The 20,716-nt window shown below is 70.3% G+C and carries 18 protein-coding genes, 1 tRNA gene and 1 other RNA gene; 8 read left to right on the top strand and 12 right to left on the bottom strand.

Annotation, left to right across the window (positions count from 1 at the left end; genetic code table 11):
* Positions 1 to 52 precede the first annotated feature (52 nt).
* The 4 genes from ACLBXX_RS15815 to pta all read right to left on the bottom strand — a co-directional run bounded on the left by ACLBXX_RS15815 (position 53) and on the right by pta (position 6,801).
* Positions 53 to 2,578: a glycoside hydrolase family 65 protein gene (locus tag ACLBXX_RS15815; RefSeq protein WP_447658815.1), complete on the bottom strand. Its 2,526-nt coding sequence runs from the start codon at positions 2,576 to 2,578 to the stop codon at positions 53 to 55.
* Positions 2,575 to 3,306 (bottom strand): HAD family hydrolase, encoded by a 732-nt coding sequence (locus tag ACLBXX_RS15810; protein WP_447658814.1) that lies wholly within the window; start codon positions 3,304 to 3,306, stop codon positions 2,575 to 2,577. The genes ACLBXX_RS15815 and ACLBXX_RS15810 overlap by 4 nt, the downstream gene beginning before the upstream one ends.
* A 95-nt stretch (positions 3,307 to 3,401) precedes the next feature.
* The gene (locus ACLBXX_RS15805) at positions 3,402 to 4,625 is read right to left on the bottom strand and encodes an acetate kinase (RefSeq protein ID WP_447658813.1); all 1,224 of its coding nucleotides are present in this window, start codon (positions 4,623 to 4,625) and stop codon (positions 3,402 to 3,404) included.
* Between the two features lie 31 nt (positions 4,626 to 4,656).
* On the bottom strand, positions 4,657 to 6,801 hold the full coding sequence (pta, locus tag ACLBXX_RS15800) for a phosphate acetyltransferase (RefSeq protein ID WP_447658812.1): 2,145 nt from the start codon (positions 6,799 to 6,801) through the stop codon (positions 4,657 to 4,659).
* 111 nt (positions 6,802 to 6,912) lie between these two features.
* Between pta and ACLBXX_RS15795 the strand changes: the two genes are divergently transcribed.
* The gene (locus ACLBXX_RS15795; protein WP_387148058.1) at positions 6,913 to 7,584 is read left to right on the top strand and encodes an NUDIX domain-containing protein; all 672 of its coding nucleotides are present in this window, start codon (positions 6,913 to 6,915) and stop codon (positions 7,582 to 7,584) included.
* Here the strand turns inward: ACLBXX_RS15795 and ffs are convergent.
* Positions 7,579 to 7,675, bottom strand: an RNA gene (gene ffs, locus ACLBXX_RS15790) — signal recognition particle sRNA small type. The two genes, ACLBXX_RS15795 and ffs, sit on opposite strands and share 6 nt — an antisense overlap.
* Before the next feature lie 182 nt (positions 7,676 to 7,857).
* Here ffs and ACLBXX_RS15785 point away from each other — a divergent pair.
* The 4 genes from ACLBXX_RS15785 to ACLBXX_RS15770 all read left to right on the top strand — a co-directional run bounded on the left by ACLBXX_RS15785 (position 7,858) and on the right by ACLBXX_RS15770 (position 12,545).
* The gene (locus ACLBXX_RS15785; protein ID WP_447658811.1) at positions 7,858 to 8,883 is read left to right on the top strand and encodes an AAA family ATPase; all 1,026 of its coding nucleotides are present in this window, start codon (positions 7,858 to 7,860) and stop codon (positions 8,881 to 8,883) included.
* A 7-nt stretch (positions 8,884 to 8,890) separates the two neighbouring features.
* A complete protein-coding gene (locus ACLBXX_RS15780) occupies positions 8,891 to 10,150 on the top strand; it encodes a DUF58 domain-containing protein (RefSeq protein WP_447658810.1) in 1,260 nt (419 codons plus the stop codon).
* 13 nt (positions 10,151 to 10,163) lie between these two features.
* Positions 10,164 to 12,416 carry a transglutaminase TgpA family protein gene (locus ACLBXX_RS15775; RefSeq protein WP_447658809.1) on the top strand — a complete coding sequence of 751 codons (2,253 nt, stop codon included), beginning with the start codon at positions 10,164 to 10,166 and terminating at the stop codon, positions 12,414 to 12,416.
* 41 nt (positions 12,417 to 12,457) lie between these two features.
* Positions 12,458 to 12,545: transfer RNA gene (locus tag ACLBXX_RS15770), tRNA-Ser, on the top strand.
* A gap of 52 nt (positions 12,546 to 12,597) precedes the next feature.
* Here the strand turns inward: ACLBXX_RS15770 and ACLBXX_RS15765 are convergent.
* From ACLBXX_RS15765 to dinB, 5 genes are all read right to left on the bottom strand, one after another.
* Positions 12,598 to 13,302: a hypothetical protein gene (locus ACLBXX_RS15765; protein WP_447658808.1), complete on the bottom strand. Its 705-nt coding sequence runs from the start codon at positions 13,300 to 13,302 to the stop codon at positions 12,598 to 12,600.
* Between the two features lie 109 nt (positions 13,303 to 13,411).
* Positions 13,412 to 13,948 (bottom strand): hypothetical protein, encoded by a 537-nt coding sequence (locus ACLBXX_RS15760; protein WP_447658807.1) that lies wholly within the window; start codon positions 13,946 to 13,948, stop codon positions 13,412 to 13,414.
* A 235-nt stretch (positions 13,949 to 14,183) separates the two neighbouring features.
* Positions 14,184 to 14,867, bottom strand: coding sequence for a response regulator transcription factor (locus tag ACLBXX_RS15755; RefSeq protein ID WP_447658806.1), 684 nt, complete (start codon positions 14,865 to 14,867; stop codon positions 14,184 to 14,186).
* A gap of 10 nt (positions 14,868 to 14,877) precedes the next feature.
* Positions 14,878 to 16,185: a histidine kinase gene (locus ACLBXX_RS15750; protein ID WP_447658805.1), complete on the bottom strand. Its 1,308-nt coding sequence runs from the start codon at positions 16,183 to 16,185 to the stop codon at positions 14,878 to 14,880.
* 811 nt (positions 16,186 to 16,996) lie between these two features.
* Positions 16,997 to 18,193, bottom strand: coding sequence for a DNA polymerase IV (gene dinB, locus ACLBXX_RS15745; RefSeq protein WP_447658804.1), 1,197 nt, complete (start codon positions 18,191 to 18,193; stop codon positions 16,997 to 16,999).
* 212 nt (positions 18,194 to 18,405) lie between these two features.
* On the opposite strand from dinB, the gene ACLBXX_RS15740 reads away from it, so the two are divergent.
* Positions 18,406 to 18,765 carry a PRC-barrel domain-containing protein gene (locus ACLBXX_RS15740; protein WP_387138755.1) on the top strand — a complete coding sequence of 120 codons (360 nt, stop codon included), beginning with the start codon at positions 18,406 to 18,408 and terminating at the stop codon, positions 18,763 to 18,765.
* A 90-nt stretch (positions 18,766 to 18,855) separates the two neighbouring features.
* On the opposite strand, the gene ACLBXX_RS15735 is transcribed toward ACLBXX_RS15740, so the two are convergent.
* Together ACLBXX_RS15735 and ACLBXX_RS15730 are read right to left on the bottom strand one after the other, a co-directional pair.
* Positions 18,856 to 19,416, bottom strand: a complete 561-nt coding sequence (locus tag ACLBXX_RS15735) for a Dps family protein (protein WP_387138758.1) — start codon at positions 19,414 to 19,416, stop codon at positions 18,856 to 18,858.
* Positions 19,417 to 19,520: 104 nt separating this feature from the next.
* Positions 19,521 to 19,688 (bottom strand): DUF2510 domain-containing protein, encoded by a 168-nt coding sequence (locus tag ACLBXX_RS15730; protein ID WP_447658803.1) that lies wholly within the window; start codon positions 19,686 to 19,688, stop codon positions 19,521 to 19,523.
* 317 nt (positions 19,689 to 20,005) lie between these two features.
* On the opposite strand from ACLBXX_RS15730, the gene ACLBXX_RS15725 reads away from it, so the two are divergent.
* A complete protein-coding gene (locus ACLBXX_RS15725; protein ID WP_387138764.1) occupies positions 20,006 to 20,251 on the top strand; it encodes a hypothetical protein in 246 nt (81 codons plus the stop codon).
* A gap of 128 nt (positions 20,252 to 20,379) precedes the next feature.
* Positions 20,380 to 20,715, top strand: a complete 336-nt coding sequence (locus tag ACLBXX_RS15720; protein ID WP_447658802.1) for a DUF6804 family protein — start codon at positions 20,380 to 20,382, stop codon at positions 20,713 to 20,715.
* Position 20,716 lies beyond the last annotated feature (1 nt).

Genomic DNA, 20,716 nt, shown 5'->3' with positions numbered 1-20,716 from the left:
CGCGGCCCCCCCCCCCGCCCCCCCCCCCCCCCCCCCCCCCACGAGCGGGCTTCTAGACGTCGGCGCCGTGCTCGACGTCGGCGGCGCCGACGATGATCGGGATCGTCGAGGTGACGGTGGGCACCGAGGCCGACAGCAGCGAACCGTCCTCGCGGCGGGCGTCGCCGAGCTCGCGCAGCGACGGACGCCCCGGGATCACCGGGCCCTGCCCGTCGAGCGGCGCGACGACTTCTTCGCCCGCGCCGACGACGTAGCCCACGCCCCGCACGCTGAAGCCGACCGGGTCGCCCTCGGTGGCACGCACACGCAGCTCGTCGCGGGTGACGGTGACGACCAGGCGCGTGCCGTGCCAGTGCAGCACGAACTCGAGCGACGGCCATGATGCGGGAAGCCGCGGATTGAACGACAGCTCGCCGAAGTGGTCGCGCATGCCGCCGAATCCGGCGACGAGTGCGGTCCAGACGCCGCCGGCCGAGGCGACGTGCACGCCGTCCGCGGCGTTGTGGTGCAGGTCGCCGAGGTCGACGAAGATCGACTGCCGGAAGTACTCGAGCGCGAGGTCCTGGTAGCCGACCTCGGCGGCGAGGATCGCCTGCACGACGGCCGACAGCGTCGAGTCGCCCGTGGTCAGCGGGTCGTAGTACTCGAAGTCGGCGAGCTTGTCCTCGTCGGAGAAGTGGTTGCCCTGCAGGAACAGCGCGAGCACGACGTCGGCCTGCTTGAGCACCTGGTACCGGTAGATCACCAGCGGGTGGAAGTGCAGGAGCAGGGGCCGCTTGTCGGGCGGGGTGTTCTCGAGGTCCCAGATCTCGCGCTCGAGGAACACATGATCCTGCGGATGGATGCCGAGGCTCGGGCTGAACGGGATGTGCATGGCTTCGGCCGCCCGCTCCCACGCCTCGGGCTCACCGGGCTCGAGGGCGAGGCGGTCGACCATCTGGCGGTAGACCTCGCCGTCGGCCTCCGCCATCTCGCGGATGGTGCGAGCGGCGAAGCGGAGGTTGAACCGCGCCATGACGTTCGTGAACAGGTTGTCGTTGACGACGGTGGTGTACTCGTCGGGCCCGGTGACGCCGTGGATGTGGAATGTGTCGCCCTCGCCGTCGACCACGCCGTCGTTCGAACGCCAGAAGCCGAGGGTCGCCCACAGCCGCGCCGTCTCGACGGCGATGTCGACGCCCTCGCGGAAGAGGAAGTCGTTGTCGCCGGTCGCCCGCACGTACTTCGCGAGCGCGAAGCTGACGTCGGCGTTGATGTGGTACTGCGCGGTGCCGGCGGCGTAGTAGGCGGATGCCTCTTCGCCGTTGATCGTGCGCCACGGGAACAGCGCGCCGGCCTCGTTGAGCTGGAACGCCCGGCGCCGCGCGGCGGGCAGCATAAGGTACCGCATCCGCAGCGCGTTGCGCGCCCACAACGGCGTCGTGTACGCGAGGAACGGGAGCACGTAGATCTCGGTGTCCCAGAAGTAGTGTCCGGAGTACCCCGAGCCCGTCATGCCCTTCGCCGGCACGCCCTGTCCGTCGGCACGCGCCGACGCCTGCGCGAGCTGGAACAGGCACCAGCGGGTCGCCTGCTGCAGGTCGTCGTGGCCGCCTATGCGCACGTCCGAGCGCTCCCAGAACGCGTCGAGCCACTCGCGCTGCTGCGCGCGGATCGCGTCGATGCTCTCGCCGAGGGCGCGGTCGAGGGTGCGGCGGCAGCGGTCGACGAGCTCGCGCGCGGGCACGCCTCGAGAGGTGTGGTAGCTCACGAGCTTCGTGACGCGGATCGGCACGCCGGCCTTCGCGTTCACACGGAAGACGTTCTTCGCGATGTCAGGCTCGATGAGCGTGCGCGAGGTGTATTCGTTCGCCGTCTCGACGAGGTGGTCGGCGACGACCGCGATCGTCATCCCCGAGTCGGTGACGCGGTACGACAGGGCCGAGCGCAGCTTGTCCTGCCAGTACTCCTGCGGCTGCAGGACGCGCTCCTCGAGCTTCTCGGTCTTGCGCGGGTCGAACCCGGCCCGGCGCGGCGCCAGCGGCGTGCCGCCGTAGACGTCCTCGCCGTCCTGCCGGTTGAGGATCTGGCAGCTCACGGTGACCGGCGCGTCGGCGTTGAGCACGGTGACGTCGACCGTCATGACCGCGAGGTGCTTCTCCTCGAACGACACCAGCCGCTCGAACTCGATCCGCACCTCCTTGCCCGACGGCGTCACCCACAGGATGTGCCGGCGCAGCACGCCGTCGCGCATGTCGAGCGACCGCTCGTACTCGCGCACGTCCGCGACGTCCAGCGACAGCGGCTCATCGTCGACGTAGACGCGCATGACCTTCGCGTCGGGGGCGTTGATGATCGTCTGCCCGACCTCGGCGAAGCCGTACGCCTGCTCGGCGTGCCGGATCGGGAACGTCTCGTGGAACCCGTTGATGAACGTGCCGTGCTCGTGCGCGTGACGCCCCTCGGGCTGATTGCCGCGCAGGCCCAGGTATCCGTTGCCCACGGCGAACAGCGTCTCGGTGACGCCGGCGTCGTCGAGCTCGAACGACGTCTCGACGAGACGCCACGGGTCGACGGGGAACCGATCGCGATCGATCATCGTGCGAACTCCTCCAGATCCTTCACCACGACGTGCGCACCGGCGTCGACGAGGTCCTGCACGCCGACGCCCCGGTCGACGCCCACCACGAGCCCGAAGCCGCCGGCCGCGGCGGAGCGGACGCCGCTGATGGCGTCTTCGACCGCGGCACTCCGTGCAGGCTCGACCTGCAGCATCCGTGCCGCTTCGACGAACACGTCCGGTGCGGGCTTGGAGGCGAGGTGGTCGCGTTCGGCGATGACGCCGTCCATCACGACAGTGAAGCGATCACGGATGCCGGCTGCCGCCAGCACCTCCTCCGCGTTCTTGGAGCTCGACACCACCGCGACGGGCGTGCCCGCTTCTGCGAGGACGTCGAGGAGGCGCATCGACCCCGGGTACGGGGCGATGCCCTCGGCGCGGAGCACGCGCTCGAAGACCGCGTTCTTGCGGTTGCCGATTCCGCACACCGTGTCGGCGGTCACCGGGTCGGACGGGTGGCCCCAGGGCACCTCGACGTCGCGCGAGCGCAGCAGGCTCGCGACGCCGTCGTAGCGCTTCTTGCCGTCGAGGTGGTCGAAGTAATCGCGCTCCGTGTAGGGCGGGGTGATGGCCCACGCCGCGAAGAGCTCCTCGAACATCGTCTGCCACGCGTGCATGTGCACTTCGGCTGTGGGCGTGAGGACGCCGTCCAGATCGAACAGCACGGCGTCGTAAGCGGTCAGATCGGGCAGGGCGTCGTCAGCCACAGAACCTCCGGAAGCGGGTACGGATGCTTCGGCACTGCGTCGCGCCGTCCAGCAAGCGTAATGCGGGCGCGTGTCCGGTCGACACCCCGTGTCGGTTAAGTCCGGGCGACGCTCAGGGTCTGCCGCGCGATCTCGAGCTCCTCGTCGGTCGGGACGACGAGGACGGTCACGGCCGAGGCATCCGTCGAGATGATCCGGATGCCGCGTTCACGGCTCTCGTTGCGCTCGGGATCGATCTCGACACCCGCGAAACCGAGGGTCTCGAGGGCACCCGCGCGCACGGCCGGGGCGTTCTCGCCCACGCCCGCGGTGAACGAGATCACATCGGCGCCGCCGAGCTGCGCGAGGTAGGCGCCCGCGTAGGCGCGCAGCCGGTGCACGTACACCTCGAACGCCAGGATCGCGCGCTCCTCCCCGCGTTCGATCGCCGCGCGGATGTCGCGCAGATCGTTGGAGCCCGCGAGTCCGAGCAGGCCACTGCGCTTGTTGAGCAGGTCGTCGAGGTCGTCGACGGTCATGCCCGCGCGCCGCTCGAGCTGGAACAGCACGGCCGGGTCGATGTCGCCCGAGCGGGTGCCCATGACGAGCCCTTCGAGCGGGGTGAACCCCATCGACGTGTCCACGGAGCGGCCGCCGTCGATCGCGGTGACCGACGCGCCGTTGCCGAGGTGGAACACGATCTGCTTGAGCTCGCCCAGCGGTCGCCCGAGGAACGCCGCCGCCGCTTCGCTGACGAACTTGTGCGACGTGCCGTGGAATCCGTAGCGGCGGATGCGATGGGATGCCGCGACCTCGGCGTCGATCGCGTAGGTGTAGGCCGCGGGAGCCAACGTCTGGTGGAAGGCGGTGTCGAAGACGGCCACGTGCGGCACGTCGGGGAAGGCCGCACGGGCGGCGACGATGCCGGCGAGGTTCGCGGGGTTGTGCAGGGGCGCGAGCACCGACAGCTCATCGATGTTGATCTCGACGAGCGGCGTGATGAGCGTCGGCTCGAAGAAGCGCGCGCCGCCGTGCACGACGCGATGGCCCACGGCCACGGGCGGCGTCTCGGCGAGCGGGCCGTCCGACGCGAACGCATCGAGCATCACGCCGAACCCGGCGGTGTGGTCCGGGATCGGAAGCTCGCGGGTGCGCGTGGCGTCGAGGAAGGCCGGCGAGGGGCCGTCGGTCGGCGTCGCGTACACCGTGTGGCGCGCGACGCCGATCGGGTCGCCGATGCGCTCGACGAGTCCGGATGCGAGCGTGCGCTCGGTGTCCATGTCGAGGAGCTGGTACTTGAACGACGACGAGCCGCTGTTGATGACGAGCACCGGGGTCATGGCGCGTTTCCCTCCTCTCCCGGTCGCTGTCTCAGCGACCGGCCTCCTGCGCCTGGATCGCGGTGATCGCGATCGTGTTGACGATGTCGTCGACCAGCGCGCCGCGCGACAGGTCGTTGATCGGCTTGTTGAGGCCCTGCAGCACCGGCCCGATCGCGACGGCGCCCGCCGAGCGCTGCACCGCCTTGTACGTGTTGTTGCCGGTATTGAGGTCGGGGAAGACGAAGACCGTCGCGCGTCCCGCGACCGCCGACCCCGGCATCTTCGCGGCCGCCACCGCGGCATCGGCCGCCGCGTCGTACTGGATCGGCCCTTCCACGAGGAGCTCCGGGGCTCGCGAGCGGACGAGGGCCGTGGCATCCCTCACCTTCTCGACGTCGGCACCCGATCCGGACTCCCCCGTCGAGTACGACAGCATCGCCACGCGCGGGTCGATCCCGAACTGGGAGGCGGTCGCCGCCGACGAGATGGCGATGTCGGCGAGCTGCTCGCTCGTCGGGTCGGGGATGACGGCGCAGTCGCCGTATACCAGCACGCGGTCGGCCAGCGCCATGAGGAAGACGCTCGAGACGACCGAGACGCCGGGCTTGGTCTTGATGATCTCGAACGCGGGGCGGATCGTGTGCGCCGTCGTGTGGGCGGCGCCCGACACCATGCCGTCGGCGAGCCCGAGGTGCACCATCATCGTGCCGAAGTACGAGACGTCCGTGACGGTGTCGGCCGCCTGCCCCACGGTGACGCCCTTGTGCGCGCGCAGGCGCGCGTACTCCTCGGCGAACTTGTGCACGTGGACGGCGTCCAGCGGCGAGAGCACCTCGGCGCCCTGGATGTCGATGCCCAGCTCGATCGCGCGGGCGCGCACCTCGAACGGCTCGCCCAGGATCACGAGGTCCGCGATGCCACGCTTGAGCACCGTCGCCGCGGCGCGCAGCACGCGGTCGTCGTCGCCCTCGGGGAGCACGATGCGCTTGCGCTGTGCGCGCGCCCGCTCGATGAGCTGGAACTCGAACATGAGCGGAGTGACGACCGTGGCACGCGCCAGGCCGAAGGCGACGAGGAGCTCGTCGGTGTCGACGCTCTGCTCGAAGAGGGCGAGCGCCGTGTCGTACCGGCGCTGCGAGTCGGCGGCGAGGCGACCACGGGTGCCCATGATGCGCACGGCGGTCTCGTAGGTGCCGAGCTCGGTCGTGATGATCGGCACGCTCGAGCCGAGCCCGTCGATCAGGCGCGTGACGGGCTCGGGCAGCTCGAAGCCGCCGTTGAGCACGATGCCCGAGATCGAGGGGAAGGTGCCCGACGCGTTCGCGAGCAGGGTCGCCAGCAGCACCTCGGAGCGGTCCGCGGGGATGATGACGACGGCGCCCTCCAGCAGGCGCGGCAGCACGTTCACCATCGACATGCCCGCGACCACCACAGCGAGGGCCTCGCGGGTGAGGCGGCCGGCATCGCCGGCGAGCATCTCGCCGTCGACCGAGCGCATGATGCCGCGGATCGACGGCGCCACCAGGAACCGGTCCTCCGGGATCGCCCAGACCGGCACGGGCGCGGCGGGCGCGGCGCCGTGATGCGCATGGATCGAGCGGCGGATGGCGTCGAGGGTCTCGTCGGCGCGCTCCGCGTCGGCGCGGTTGGCGACGACGGCGAACAGCTTCGCGCGGCCGTGGGCGAGCTCGGCGAGCGCGAGGTCGGCGATCTGCCCCATTTCGGCAGGCGTGCGCGCGAGTGATGAGCCGAGCTGCTCGGGCTGCGTCTGGTTCTGCGCCGAGCGGCCGCCGAGCACCAGCAGCACCGGAGCCCCGAGGTTCGCCGCGATGCGAGCGTTGTAGGCGAGCTCGGCGGGGCTCCCCACATCGGTGTAGTCGCTGCCGACGATGACGACCGCGTCGCACTGGGCCTCGACGGCCTTGTAGCGCTCGACGATCGTCGCGAGCGCAGCATCCGGATCATGCCGCACGTCGTCGTAAGTGACGCCGATGCAGTCGTCGTACGGAAGATCGACGCCGTCGTGGTCGAGCAGCATCTCGAGCACGTAGTCTCGCTCGACGGTCGACCGGGCGATCGCCCGGAACACCCCCACCCGCGGCGTCGCGTGGCTCAGCGCATCGAGCACCCCGAGCGCGACCGTTGACTTCCCCGAGTGGCCTTCTGCCGACGTGATGTAGATGCTCTGCGCCACGCGACCAGCCTATGGGCGGGACGGATGCTGCGGCCAGGCGTGCCACCGGATCAAATGCAGCACCCCGCCGCGGGGCCGCGTCGGCGGCCGCCCGCGGATACCCTCGACGGCATGCACGAACCTCGTCCCGGAATCGACGTCCCCGATCACCGCGGCCGGACCGGCCTCGACCGGACGGGGCGTGAGCTCGACCGCAACCGGGATGTGCGCGTGACCGACGTCGAGGTGCTCGCATCGGCATGGCACGTGCTGCGGCGCACCACGCTGGAGTACCGCGGGCCGTCCGGCCGCTGGGAGACCCAGCAGCGCGAGACGTACGACCGCGGCAACGGCGCGACGGTGCTGCTCTACGACCCGGCCCGGCGCACCGTGCTGCTGACGCGACAGTTCCGCTACCCCGTCTACGTCAACGACCACCCCGACGGCATGCTGATCGAGACGGCCGCAGGACTCCTCGATGAGGACGATCCCGCCACCGCGATCCGGCGCGAGGCCGTCGAGGAGACCGGTGTCGACATCGGCGAGCTCGAGCACGTGTGGGATGTCTACATGAGCCCCGGATCGGTCACCGAGCGGCTGCACTTCTTCGCGGCGCCGTACGACGGCACGGCAGGGGTCGGCGAGCGCGGCGGCCTGGCGGAGGAGGGCGAGCACATCGAGCTGCTCGACCTCGGCATCGAGGAGGCGCTCGCGATGGTCCGCGACGGGCGGATCCAGGATGCGAAGACCATCATGCTGCTGCAGTGGTCGGTGCTGGAGGGCCCCTTCGCCCGGGAAAATTAAGACTCTCCGCGAACCCGGCAGAGCCTGGTTACCCTTGCTACGTTTCCGTCCTGGGGGAGTTGGCCTGGATGCCGCCTCGCGGAGAGCTGGGTCCAGTCTAACCCGACCGACGGGCGCAGCCGGACCGCTCGCGTCGCCCGCGGGGGCGTCCAGGGTTCTCCCAGCGCGATCGATACCGATCCGATATCGGCGCGATTAGGATCGGTCCCGTGGGTGAGGGAGCCCGCACCCCACCCGCGACCCGCTCGTTCGAGGGCGGAACAGGAGCCGGCGATGGTCGATACCGCGATGACGGATGCTGCATCGAAAGGCTCGGGTGCGCTCGGGGCCGCGACGGCCGAGGGGTTCGCCCGCGTCACCGACGCGATCCTCGATGCGGTCGGCAGCGTCATCGACGGCAAGCCGGACGCGGTGCGCAGCGCCCTGGTGTGCTTCCTCGCCGAGGGGCACCTCCTCATCGAGGACGTACCAGGCGTCGGCAAGACCATGCTCGCGCGCGCGCTCGCGACCAGTGTGGATGCCACGGTCCGCCGCATCCAGTTCACGCCCGATCTGCTGCCCGGCGACGTCACCGGCGTGAGCGTGTTCAACCCGGTCGACCGCGAGTTCGAGTTCAAGCCGGGCGCGATCTTCGCGAACATCGTCATCGCCGACGAGATCAACCGCTCCTCCCCCAAGACGCAGTCCGCTCTCCTGGAGGCCATGGAGGAGCGCCAGGTCACCGTCGACGGGCGCACGCACTTCGTGCCCGAGCCGTTCCTCGTCGTCGCGACGCAGAACCCGCTCGAGATGGAGGGCACCTACGCCCTCCCCGAGGCGCAGCGCGACCGTTTCATGATGCGCATCTCGATGGGCTACCCCGACCCGCGGTCGGAGGCCCTCATGCTGCGCCAGCGCGACACGGTCAACCCACTCGACGAGCTCACGCCGGCCGTCTCGGCCGAGGAGGTCGCAAGCCTCGTCGCGTGGGCGCGGGCGGTGCACGTCGCACCCGCGATCGAGGACTACGCCGTTGCCCTCGCGCAGGCGACCCGCACGCACAGCGATCTGCGCCTGGGCGCCAGCCCCCGCGCGACGCTGCAGCTGGTGCGCGCGGCCAAGGTGTGGGCCGCGCTCGACGGGCGCGCCTTCGTCATCCCCGACGACATCACGGCGCTTCTCGCCCCCGTGTTCGCACACCGACTCATCCCGACCCGCGCTGCGGGCGGTGCCCGGGGGTCGAGCGCCGCAGATGCGATCGCGACGATCCTCGAGCGCATCGCCGCGAGCGTGCGGGTGCCGATCGCCGCACGTCAGTGAGAGACCGATGAGAAGCGTGTGGCCGCTGACCGTCCGGGGCACCGGAGCACTGGTCCTCGCGATCGCGTGCTTCATCGTGGCGAACGAGGCGAGCATCGTCGAGCTGATGTACTTCGGCATCCTGCTGCTGGCGGTCGTCATCGCGAGCATCGCGTCGCTGTACGTCGGGCGCCGCTCCGACGCGGTCACCCGGGCGCTCACCCCGGACGTCGTCCCGGTCGGAGGCGACGCGCGCGTGTCGGTGCGCGTCGAGGTGCGCACGGCGCTGCCCACCGCACCGGGAACCTGGCGCGATGCCCTGCCCAAGGGGCTGCGCGGCAAAGCCGAGGGCGCCTTTCCCGCACTCGGCTCGGGCCTGCGCGGCGGCGAGCGCGGCGGCGCGCGCAGCATCGACCTGGTGTACGCCGTCACCGGCGCGCGGCGCGGAGTCCACTCGCTCGGACCGCTCACCGTGCGGTCGTCGGATCCGTTCGGGCTCGCACGGCGCACGGTCGTGTTCAGCCAGCGCACGCCGGTCACCGTGGCGCCGGCGATCGTCGAGCTGCCGCCGCTCGTGGATTACGCCGGCGCCACCGGCGGGATGCTGCACACGACGACCGACCAGCTCGGCCAGGGCGCCGACAACCTCGTCGCGCGGCCCTACGCCCCGGGCGACTCGATGCGGCGGATCCACTGGCGGGCGACCGCCCACCGCGACGAGCTCATGGTGCGCCAGGAGGAGCAGGAGTCCACACCCGAGGCCACGGTCGTGATCGACCGCGCCGCGCTGCGCTGGTCTCCCGAGGCCCTGCGCGCTCCCGGCGCCGACCCCGGCTTCGAAGCCGGCGTCTCGGCGTGCGTCTCCGCGGTCGCGCGCCTCGTGCACGACGGCTACGCCGTCGAGGTGCTCGACACGGAGGGAACGGTGCTCGTCGACCGGATCGACGGCGGGGACATGACCGAGGTCGACGCGATGCTCGTCCACTTCGCCACGATCACCGCCCATCGCGACGACACCCTCCCGCGCCTGTCGCGGCTGTTCGCGGGCGCGTCGACGGGTCCGATCGTGCTCATCGTGGGGCGGCTCGACCCGGCCGACTCGGTGGCCATCGGCCCGGTCTCGCACCACAGCACGCTCCCCCTCCTGCTGTCCGCGTCGCCGATCGGCGACGCGCTCGACATCGCCGCGGATCACGGCTGGCACGTGGCGGCGATCGGTCCCGACCGCGGCCTGGGTCACGCGTGGGCGAACGCGATCGGACGGGGGGTGCACCATGTCTTCGGCTGAGACAGGGCGCCCTGTGCGTGCACGCGGCGGTGAGCGGCTCCTGACGTTCGCGATCCTCGCGGCGCTGCTCGCGGCGCTGCTGCCGGTCGTCCGGGTCATCGAGCCCGGGTGGTGGCTGGTCGCGGCCCTCGCACTGTCGGCCTTGGTGCTCGCCGCCGGATACACCTCCCGCCTCTACCGCCTCCCCGCGGTCGCGGTGACCCTCATCGAGGTCGCGGTGTGGGTCGTGTTCATGACGCTGATCTTCCTTCGCGACACCGCCCTGCTGTGGGTGATCCCGACGCTCGACACCTTCCGTGCCGTGCCGATGCTGGTGCAGGCCGCGATGGAGGAGATCGCGATCGGCGCGGCGCCGCTCGAGCCGACGCTGTCGCTGGCGTTCGTCGTGGTGGGGTCGATGGGACTCCTCACGATCATCGTCGATCACGTCGTGGTGACCGCGCGGATGCCGCTGCTCGCCTCCGTCGGCATCGTCGCGGTGTCGCTCATCCCGGCGATCGCCGCGCCGAGCAAGGTCGACGTCATCGGATTCGTGTTCCTCGCGGTCACGATCCTGTTCCTCCTGCGCTCCGAGACGCGTTCGCGCGAGAAGCCGGTCGAGCGCGAGGCGGAGCGCACCGCCGGCGTCCCCGCGACGGCACTCGGCATCGGCGCGATCGCGATCGTCGTGGCCGTCGTGGCGACGCCGGTGCTGCCACAGCCCGGCGCGCGGGCCGGGTCGGGTCTCGGACCCGGACCGGGGATCGACGCGACACTGCAGCTCGGCGACGACCTGCGCCGCCCCCAGGAGGTCGAGGTCATCCGGGTTCGCACGAACGCGCCGTCCGTGCCCTATCTGCGTGCGACGACCCTCTCCCGCTTCGACGGCGGTGTATGGGAGCCCGATCGCTCGCAGACGGTGTCGCTGCAGAGCGAGCGAGCGTTCGGGGTCGTGGACTCCGGCGACGACATCCGCATCGGCGAGTACACCGCGAAGATCGACATCGTGAACCTGGATTCCCAGTGGGCGCCGGTTCCCTACCCCGCGGTGGGGATCACCGGGCTCGGCGGGGGCATGTGGGGCGCGGTCCCCTACAACCACACGGTGGCCACGACCGGCGGTTCGACGCAGGGCCAGTCGTACGAGGTGGCGTACGACGTCCCCCGACCGTCTCTCGAACAGGTGCGGGCCGCGGTGTCGGTCGGTTCGCAGGTGCGCGACGAGACGACGCAGCTGCCCGACGACATCCCGCCGATCATCGGCGAGCTCGCCGTGCAGATGACCGCCGATGCCACCACCGACTACGACCGGCTCACCGCGCTGCAGCGCTGGTTCCGGGGCACCGACTTCCGCTATTCGCTCGAGTCGCCCGTCGAGGACGGTTTCGACGGCAGTGGCGCAGAGGCGGTGGCGCGGTTCCTGGAGGTCCGCGAGGGCTACTGCATCCACTTCGCATCGGCGTTCGCGCTCATGGCGCGCACGCTCCACATGCCGTCGCGCATCGTCGTCGGCTACCTGCCGGGCACTCCGACCACCGACACCATCGACGAGCAGCCGGTCTTCTCGGTGTCGAGCTCGCAGCTCCACGCCTGGCCCGAGGTGTACTTCGACGGCATCGGCTGGATCCCGTTCGAGCCCACCTCCGGCCTCGGGGTCCCCACGACCTTCTCGTCGGAGCTCACGATTCCTGGCCAGACCGCCGACCCCGATGCCGCGACTCCAGAGACGAACCCCACCCCCACGGCGCGCGGCGACCAGGCGCAGATCGATCTGGAGGAGCAGCGTCAGAACGCGTCGGACAGCACGTCGCAGGACGCGCTTGATCCGCTGCCGATCCTCGGCGTCGTCGCGGCCATGATCGTGCTCCTGGCGCTCCCCTTCCTCATCCGCGAACTGCGCCGCCGGCAGCAGGATGCCGCCTCCCGGAACGGCGACGCGGCGGCCGCGTGGCAGTCGGTCCAGGAGGCCGCGATCGACGTCGGCATCCCCGTGCCCGCCAGCGAGACGCCACGCGCGTTCGCCGGCAGGCTCGTCGCCGAACACGGGGTCGCCGCATCCGAGATGAACACGGTCCTGCTCGCGATCGAACGCGCCAGCTACTCGCGCGCCGGCACCCGCTCGTACTGGATGGGTGACGCGGCAGCCGATGCCGCAGCATCCGTTCGTGCATCTCTGCTCGCATCCGTGCCGCCTTCGCGCCGCATTCTCGCGCTGCTGGCGCCGCGTTCGCTCGTGATCCGACCGGGCAGCGTGTACGCGGGGACCGCCCCGGTTCGGGCACGGTAGCGGAGCAGGGTAGGATGGTCGGCGGCCCTCCGGGGCCTCCTGGAGGATTCGCCTAGTGGCCTATGGCGCACGCTTGGAAAGCGTGTTGGGTGCAAGCCCTCGGGGGTTCGAATCCCCCATCCTCCGCCACAGTTCTTCCTCGGGACCACGGCACGCGACCCTCTCGGAGTCGCGCGGCGCCTCAGCTGCTCGGGGCAGCGGTGGGGACGGGATCGCCGGCTGCGGCGGGATCGGCCGGTGCCGCCCCGTCAGGGTCGGCGACGGCCTGCGCGTGAGCCTGCTCCTGCCGAAGCTGCTCCTGCACGACAGCGTGGCCGGCCTGCGCGACGAACGGCAGAGCGATCAACGCAACCGCGCCGACCAGGATCGCTGCAACGCGGGCCTTCGATGCCTGGGAGCGCTGAACAACCACGGCGCCCGTCTCGGCGCTCTTCGTGCTGCGCACGCTCATCGCCACCAGAGCCGGGATCCAACCGACGAGCGCAGCCCACCACACGGTGAGAGGCGTCGCGCCCATCGTGCCGAGCGCGCCGCGGATCCCGAACCGTCCGATCCAGACGACGAAGTTCCCGAGGTCCAGGCTCGCACCGATCAGGAACGCGCTGAGGATCGCGGCCAGCCAGCTTGAGGCGAATGCGAAACGCCCGCCGGGAGCGAGCCATGCGGCCAGCAGCGCGTACGCGGCGACCAGAACAGCCGCTATCAGCACGTGGAGGATGACGGCCCACAGGACTGGCAGGCCGAACATGCCGTAGCCCATCGGCGACGGGATCGCCTGCGCCGGGGTGGCCAGACTTCCGCCCGCACTTTGGAGCAGGAAGGGCGCCCAGCCGAACACGAACCACAGTGCGGCGAGTGCAGAGCCGCCGATCAGGCCACGACGCATTCCTTCTCCTCTGATCGCTGACCCGCGAACCCGCGCCCGCGTGAATGGGCTGGTCAGGCAGGGAACGAAGCTGCCGCACCGACCGCAGCTGCGGCCGCTGCCGAACGGCCTATCCCTGTCCCGGTGCTCCGTACATCGCACCGTCAGGGAGGGGCGGGCAGACGGCGGACGCGGTCTGAGCCGCGATCTCGGCTCTCACCGCGACGCCATCGCCCTTCCTCTCGATCGTGTAGACGATCCCTTCCTGCGAATCCGCGGCGGGGATGTAGCCGACCGTCGTGGAATCGATCGCGGGGTCATACGTCATCGGGGCGAATGCCGTCGTGATGAGGTCCCCGGTGGGGTGCTCCCTCAACCAGTTGGCGGTGTCGGCGACGGTCGCGCCCGGAATCGTCCAGAACGCTTCCAGCTCCTCCACCGGGCCGCACGGCCATCCCGTGTAGGAGCTGAAGCCGCCGATCGGCACGTCGGAGAGGACCGCACCCGGCGGGAGGGTGGCCGCGTCCAGCCAGGCCTGGGCCTGCGCGCGCGCCTCAGCGACCTCGCCGCCCGAAGGGGCGGTGGGCTCCGGCGTCTCGGTGGCCTCGCTCATCGCCTCCGGCGTGGCGACCCCCGAGCCGGGCCCGGGAGTGGCACAGCTGGTCATGGCGAAGGCGAGGAACAATGAACCGACTGCCAGGGCTGGGCGACACTGCATGTGGCCACCGTACTGGCCGGCACGTGGCCTGCCGCGACGAGGCATGCACCTGCATCGCCGGTCGTCGGATCGCGCCACCTGCGGCGGCCTGGTCAGGCCCCGTGATCGCCGAGCGGCGCCCATCGCCGTCCTCAAGCGAGCAGGGGGGAGCCCCGCCGACACTTCCTCGCTCGAGAAAGTTCACTCAAATGAGTGAGTCGGCGCCTCGGTCCAGATGGTTGCGGGCGCCCCACAGGGCGAGTTGGGTGCGGTCATCCATGTCGAGCTTCTTCAATGCGGACTGCATCTGCGACCGCACGGTGTGCACGGACACGCGAAGGCGTTCGGCGATCTGCTCGTTGCTGGTGGTGCCGCTGGAGAGCACGGCGACCACGCGTCGCTCGGCGGCCGAGAGGCGAGCCACCATCTCGGGGTCGGCCGCGCCGCGGCGTGCGAACTCGCGAACCACCGGCGTGGTCACGCGATGGGAGATGAGTGCTTCCCCGCGCATCGCGGCGTGAATCGCCGTCAGCAGCTGGTCGGAGTCGTGGCTCTTGAGGAGGTACCCGATCGCTCCGGCGTCCAGCGCATCCGTCACGTAGGCGTCCATCGCGTAGCTGGTCATCACGATGACCGCGACAGGCGGCTGGGTGGTCGACCGCGTGAGCTCTCGCGTGGCCTCGACCCCGCTCATCCCCGGCATCTGAAGGTCCATAAGAACCACGTCGACGCGTTCCCGGCGCGCGACCGTGACCGCGTCTGCTCCGTTGGAGACCTCGCCGAGGACCCGGATGCCGCGCGCGGCCTCGAGCTGCAGGCGCAGCCCCTTACGCACCGAGCGGTTGTCGTCGGCGATGAGCACGCGGATCGAGGTGTGGCCGTCGGTCATGGTCGCGCTTTCAGTCAGTGGTGGCGACGGGGATGCCGAACCGCACCATCCAGCCGCCCTCGGGTGTCGCTCCGAACACGAGTGTGCCTCGCAGCAGGTCGATCCGTTCGCGGATCCCGCTGATCCCCCAGCCCAGGCCGAGGCCGGAGATCGGCTGAGTCCCCGACGGTGCGGACCCGTTGGCGATCAGCACCCCGACGCGGTCAGACCCGACCGTGATCTCCACGTCGACCTCGGCGCCGGGCGCATGCTTGGCCGCGTTGGTGATCGCTTCCTGCGTGCACCGGTACGCGGTCGTGGAGACGACGGTGGGGAGATCCTCGACGGGCCCCGTCGCCGCGAGTCGGATGTTCATCCCGCGTCTCCGCCAATACTCGAACAGCTCGCCCGCCTGCCGCAGGTCGCGGGTCATCTCCCGCGGCTCCGTTCCGACGGCGCGCAGGTCGGTGAGTGCTCCCGCGAGGCTCGCGGCAGCGAAGCGGCCCTCATTGCGGACCTCCTCGACGAGGTGCAACGCGTCGCCGGGTCGTTCGGGAGCGATCGCCAACGCCGCGTCGGCCAGGGTGATCAGTCCGGCGAGGTGCTGGCCCGCGACGTCATGCAGCTCCTGCGCGATCCGCGCACGCTCCCGCTGCTCCGCTTCCTCGACACGCTTGTCGTGCTCCCGCTTCGCGGTCTCCGCCTCCGTGCGCGCGCGGGCCACCCGACGAGTCTGCACACCCCACCACGCACCGAGCGCGGTCCCGGCGATCGCGGGGGCCGCGATCCGCACCGCTTCGGCCGTCACGAAGCCGACCGCGATGGTCGGTGCCAACCCCGTCGTGAAGATCCAGAGGAGCATCGCACCGACAGTGACCACCACCACACCCGCCAGCCACACGATCGAGACGACGAGCGGCCTCCGCGTGGCGAGCAGGAACAACGCCAACGCGATCACGAGGTACATGCCGATCAGCCACGTCGGCACCGCCAACCCGGCCATGAGCGCGATGTAGACGACCGTGACGATCAGGACCGTGGTCTCGGGCGATCGGTCGCTCAACAGGAACGAGGCCGCCTGGACAGCGCACCCGAGCACGAGCAGCGACAGCAGCACCGCCGGAGAGAAGATGAGCGTCCACTCCACCCCGCCCTGGATGAGCGCCGCAAGGGGTTGCACAAGGATCTGGATCATCGTCGTCACGAAGACCGTGAGCGCGAGGATCACAGCGGACCGCCGCGAACCCAGGATCCTGTCCGCCGCCTCACCCGCTCCGACCGGTCCCGCCGGAGAACTCACGTCGAGCGACGCGGCAGCGGCGGGTGCAGGAGCGATCACGCCACGACCCTACTTGCCCGGCGTAGCCGAGCCGGCCGGTCACCACGCAGCCCCGGGCGTCGCCGTTCGTCCTTTCGGGTGAAGTTCCTGGACTGCTTTCGGGTTCCTGCGAGGCGACGTCGCCGTCGTCGCGTCGGCTGACGCGGCAAGCGGCGCTCTGCTGAATCCGCGGGATCTGGGACCTCACGCTCGCGGAGGCGTTGAGAAATCCCAGGCTGAATGCACCGGCGTGGATCTCGCAGGCCGCCTGAGGCACTGGGACCGGCTTGGTCGCGCGCGCCGACGTGGTGAGAGGGTTGCGGCGGCCGCGGCGTCTTCGCCCGAGACAAGAGTTCGGGACTCTTGACTCAGGGTGGGCGGCAGCTGGAGCGGGGCCTCGGTCGGGCTTCGAACGAGGTCCCGCTCCTTCACAGCCGCTCGCTCGGCTGGTGAGCAACAGGATGAGGAATGGAGCACGGAATGAGCACTCCGTCCATCGACCCTGCCGGGATCGAGTTCCCGGCAACCTTCTCGATCGGCATCTCCGCGTACCTGCCGGATCCCATGGCCGAACCGACGGGGTGAGAGCGACCGCCGGGCAGCGACCTCGCGACGCTGAGACTCCGCTACCAGCTCGTCTCGACGGCCGAACGCCTTGGCCTCATCGTTGCGGCGGTCGCGAACGGTGCGGCGAACCAGGGTGTGCTGATGTTGGCCGCGTTCAGTGTCCGGCGTCGGCCGTCCGATCGGTCGCGCCCACGACGGAGCAGAGCTGCTTGACGGCTGTCTGGACTCGACCGAGCTGGCGGTGGACTCGGGCGCGCTGACCGGTTCATTCGTGCTCCGGGAGCAGTGGCGTCGACCAGCCCGGATCACGGCCGAGGTGGGCCGCGCGCGACACCGAGGCCGCGCCGAAGCGATCACGGACCGCGTCGAGCACCGTGTCGAGGCGCACGCCGTCGTCCCAGTCGATCGGAAGCTCCGGAGGGACGCTGTCGACGCGGCCGAGCTGCGACAGCGAGACGCCGATGAGGGTGATGCCGCGTTCCGCGATCTCGGGCTGCGCTGCGGCGAGCAGTCCTTGCGCGACGGCGAGGATCAGCGCGGTGCGGTCGGTGGGCGAGCGGAACGAGCGGGAGCGGGTGGCTTTCGCGTAATCGCCGTAGCGGAGCCGCAGCACCACCGTGCGGCAGACGCGGTCACCGTCGCGCAGGCGACGGGCCAGCCGATCGACGATCTGCGTGAGGATGACCTCCAGCTCTTCGGGCGCTCGCGGACGGGTGCCGAGGGCACGCTGCGAGCCGATGGAGCCGCGGCGACGTGTGGTGTCGACGGGACGCGGATCCCGCAGCCGGGCGAGTGCGTGCAGGTGCGCGCCGGCCGCTCTTCCCAGCAGCCTCTCCGCGGTCGCGGCCTCGAGCTCGGCCAGCTGTCCGACGGTATTGATGCCGAGCCGGTGCAGCTTCTCGGCGGTCACGGCACCCACGCCCCAGAGTCGCTCCACCGGCAGCGGGAGCAGGAACTCCTGCTCCCGCTCAGGCTCGACCACCAGCAGCCCGTCGGGCTTGCTGACGGCGCTGGCGACCTTGGCGAGGAACTTGGTGCGGGCGATCCCGACGGAGATGGGCAGCCCGACCTCCTGACGAACCCGCTCTCGCAGACGCACGGCGACCTGCTCCGGCGTGCCCGAGATGCGCCGGAGGCCGCCGACCTCGAGGAACGCCTCATCGATGGAGAGCCCTTCGACGAGCGGCGTCGTGTCCCGGAAGATCGCGAAGACCGCTTTGCTGGCCGCCGAGTACGCGTCCATCCGCGGCGGCACCACCACCGCATCCGGGCAGAGGTCGCGCGCCTGACGGCCCCCCATCGCCGTACGCACCCCGCGAGCCTTCGCCTCGTAGCTGGCCGCCAGCACGACGCCGCAGCCGACGATGACAGGCCGGCCGCGCAGTGCCGGAGCATCGCGCTGCTCGACCGAGGCGTAGAAGGCGTCCAGGTCCGCGTGCAGCACGGTCGCCTCACCCCGCATGCCGCCTCCGATCGAACATTTGTTCTGATCATGGTGTCAGCGGCCGACGACATTCGTGAAGATTCCGTACGGTCTCTTCGATGCCATTACGCCTCCTACGCGGGATGCGCCAGGGGGTCCCCGATTTCCGGAGCACTTCCTAGCGTGGACATCGGAGCGACCACCCGGGTCGACTTCCGAATCCATCCCTCGCATGAAGACAAGGAGCACTCATGTCCACGAATTGGGACGCCTGGGACTACCGTCAGTCGGTCGACCGCGGGGCCGGTTCCCGCGACCTGGTGGGCTACCACGTGCACGCCACGGATGGCGACATCGGAAAGATCGACGAGGCGAGCAATGATGCCGGCAGCAGCCGGCTCGTCGTGGACACCGGACCGTGGATCTTCGGGCGGAAGGTGATCCTTCCGGCCGGGACGGTCGAGCGTGTCGACGATGAAGACGAGAAGGTGTACGTCGATCTGACCAAGGACCAGATCAAGAACTCTCCGGAGTGGGACCAGTCCACGACGGGTCAGGATGACGCGTACCGTGGCCGGCTCGACACCTACTACGGCGACCTCTACCGCTGACCGGACGGGCGATCGGATGGTCGCCATCCCCCCGCCGTGACGGAAACGGGGTGCAGCCGCAAGGCTGCACCCCGTTTCTCGCGCTCGGGCTCAGCCCTGCTTCGGCACTCGATTCTCCGCGCTGACCATCCAGGCGTACTGCTCGAGCTTCTCGAGGATCTGATGCAGCAGATCCGCGCTGGTCGGGTCCTCCTCGTCGACCGCGTCGTGCACGTCCCGACAGGTGGCGACCGTGTTCTCGAGCCGTTCCGTGACGAGGTCGATCACGTCGGTGGTGGCGATCTCGCCCTGAGGGAACTCGGGGAGGCTGGTGGTCTCCGCGACGGTGTCGCTGCGACCGTCGGGAAGCGCGTGGAGCGCCCGCATCCGCTCGGCGACGGCATCACCGAACTCGCGAGCCGACTCGATGATCTCGTCCAGCTGGCGGTGCGTGTCACGGAAGTTCTTGCCCACGACATTCCAGTGGGCCTGCTTGCCCTGAGAGGCGAGCTCGATGAGATCGACGAGCACCTTCTGAAGGTTGTCGCTCAGCGTGGCGGAGGCGGTGAACCCGCTCTCGGCGTTCTGCTCCTTGGTGAGCTGGGCGCCGCGGGGAGCGCGCCGCTTGTTGCGGGTGGCGGACGTGGTGGAGTTCTTCGTCGTTGTGGCCATGAGGCCGACGGTACGGACCGACGCCGACTCACGCGCAGGGATTGTGCCCGATCGACGGTCGTGCTATCCGCTCACCATCCCGCCGACGGCCCCCGCGACGACGCTCAGGTGGAGGCTTCGGAAGTGACGCTCTCACCGATCGGTCGCGGCACACCGGCCTGAGCCTGGCGGAACATCTCCGTCCACCGGACTCCGTCCCAGTAGCGCTCGCTCCCGTGCACGCGAGTGGGGTACCAGCCGGCCTTCGCGGTGGCGGGCGCCGGGTCGCACATGGGAGTTCCTTTCGTCGCACAAGAGCCGGGCCGACCCGCCCCTGGACGCCGGGCATCCAGGGGCGAGCCGCCGCAGTGCTGTGGGCCGGGTTCCCCCGCGTAACGAGTACGCCCCCAAACCAGCACCGGCTAGAAGACGGCGGGTAGCGCTGCCGGCTCACCAGCCCCACACACTGGCGAGGAACGAGGCCTTCGGGTGGGCCTCGACACGACGAGCGCTTCGTCTTCTATGGAGACTCTATGACTGCTCTATGGCTCGTGTATAGATGCCTCAAGGTAACTCTCAGCGTGTTCCCTGGCCGTGCTAAGGTGCCCGCATGGCGCGCCCCTACGGAGACCCCGTCGAGATCATCACCGCACCCGTTCCCGCGCAGTCGCCGTTCATCCCGACCGACGCCAAGATCGTGGTCGGCGCCGTCGCTCCCGCATCCCCGGATCCGATCCCGATCGTGCTCCTGCCGGGCTTCGAGTACCGGATGCACGAATGGCGCCACCCCGAGACGCACGAGATCCACTGGCGCCTCGAACGCCGCCGGGCGTCCCGGGCGTCCGACGACCAATAGCCGGAGAAACGCGGCCCTCGCGCCTCTGAGTGCGTCCCGGGGCAGCAGCCTGCCGCATCCGCGCGCGGAGCGAGACCCGGTATGCGCCCGATTCTTCACCGGACGCTGAGCGGTGAGAGAGTCGGAGCATGACGAACAAGGACCGGACCGCCTCGACGTATCAGCGCAACGCCTTCGCGCCCAGTCTGATCGCGGCGATCGCCCTGTTCCTGGCGCCCTTGCTCATCGGCGGCGAGTGGTTCCTGATCATCCGGTTCGTCGTCGCGATCCTTGCCGTGATCGTCGCGTGGTTCGCGTTCCAGGCACGGCACTGGTGGTGGATCCCGGTGTTCGCGGCGATCGCCGTGCTCTGGAACCCGATCTTCCCCTTCGCCTTCGACGGGCCCGTCTGGACGGCCGCGCAGCCGGTCGCCGCCGTGCTGTTCCTCGTCGCGGGGGCGACCATCCGCACCATCAGGAGCTGAC

It is taken from the genome of Microbacterium sp. C23T, from assembly GCF_053345975.1.
This window is presented reverse-complemented; position numbering and strand designations above follow the sequence as displayed.

What these genes read in the sequence shown, in the direction of transcription:
- ACLBXX_RS15815 (WP_447658815.1), bottom strand. Translation starts at nt 2,578, where the DNA reads ATGATCGATCGCGATCGGTTCCCCGTCGACCCGTGGCGTCTCGTCGAG.
- ACLBXX_RS15805 (WP_447658813.1), bottom strand. Translation starts at nt 4,625, where the DNA reads ATGACCCCGGTGCTCGTCATCAACAGCGGCTCGTCGTCGTTCAAGTAC.
- ACLBXX_RS15795 (WP_387148058.1), top strand. Translation starts at nt 6,913, where the DNA reads ATGCACGAACCTCGTCCCGGAATCGACGTCCCCGATCACCGCGGCCGG.
- ACLBXX_RS15785 (WP_447658811.1), top strand. Translation starts at nt 7,858, where the DNA reads ATGGTCGATACCGCGATGACGGATGCTGCATCGAAAGGCTCGGGTGCG.
- ACLBXX_RS15780 (WP_447658810.1), top strand. Translation starts at nt 8,891, where the DNA reads ATGAGAAGCGTGTGGCCGCTGACCGTCCGGGGCACCGGAGCACTGGTC.
- ACLBXX_RS15765 (WP_447658808.1), bottom strand. Translation starts at nt 13,302, where the DNA reads ATGCGTCGTGGCCTGATCGGCGGCTCTGCACTCGCCGCACTGTGGTTC.
- ACLBXX_RS15760 (WP_447658807.1), bottom strand. Translation starts at nt 13,948, where the DNA reads ATGACCAGCTGTGCCACTCCCGGGCCCGGCTCGGGGGTCGCCACGCCG.
- ACLBXX_RS15755 (WP_447658806.1), bottom strand. Translation starts at nt 14,867, where the DNA reads ATGACCGACGGCCACACCTCGATCCGCGTGCTCATCGCCGACGACAAC.
- dinB (WP_447658804.1), bottom strand. Translation starts at nt 18,193, where the DNA reads ATGCGGGGTGAGGCGACCGTGCTGCACGCGGACCTGGACGCCTTCTAC.
- ACLBXX_RS15740 (WP_387138755.1), top strand. Translation starts at nt 18,406, where the DNA reads ATGTCCACGAATTGGGACGCCTGGGACTACCGTCAGTCGGTCGACCGC.
- ACLBXX_RS15735 (WP_387138758.1), bottom strand. Translation starts at nt 19,416, where the DNA reads ATGGCCACAACGACGAAGAACTCCACCACGTCCGCCACCCGCAACAAG.
- ACLBXX_RS15730 (WP_447658803.1), bottom strand. Translation starts at nt 19,688, where the DNA reads ATGTGCGACCCGGCGCCCGCCACCGCGAAGGCCGGCTGGTACCCCACT.
- ACLBXX_RS15725 (WP_387138764.1), top strand. Translation starts at nt 20,006, where the DNA reads ATGGCGCGCCCCTACGGAGACCCCGTCGAGATCATCACCGCACCCGTT.
- ACLBXX_RS15720 (WP_447658802.1), top strand. Translation starts at nt 20,380, where the DNA reads ATGACGAACAAGGACCGGACCGCCTCGACGTATCAGCGCAACGCCTTC.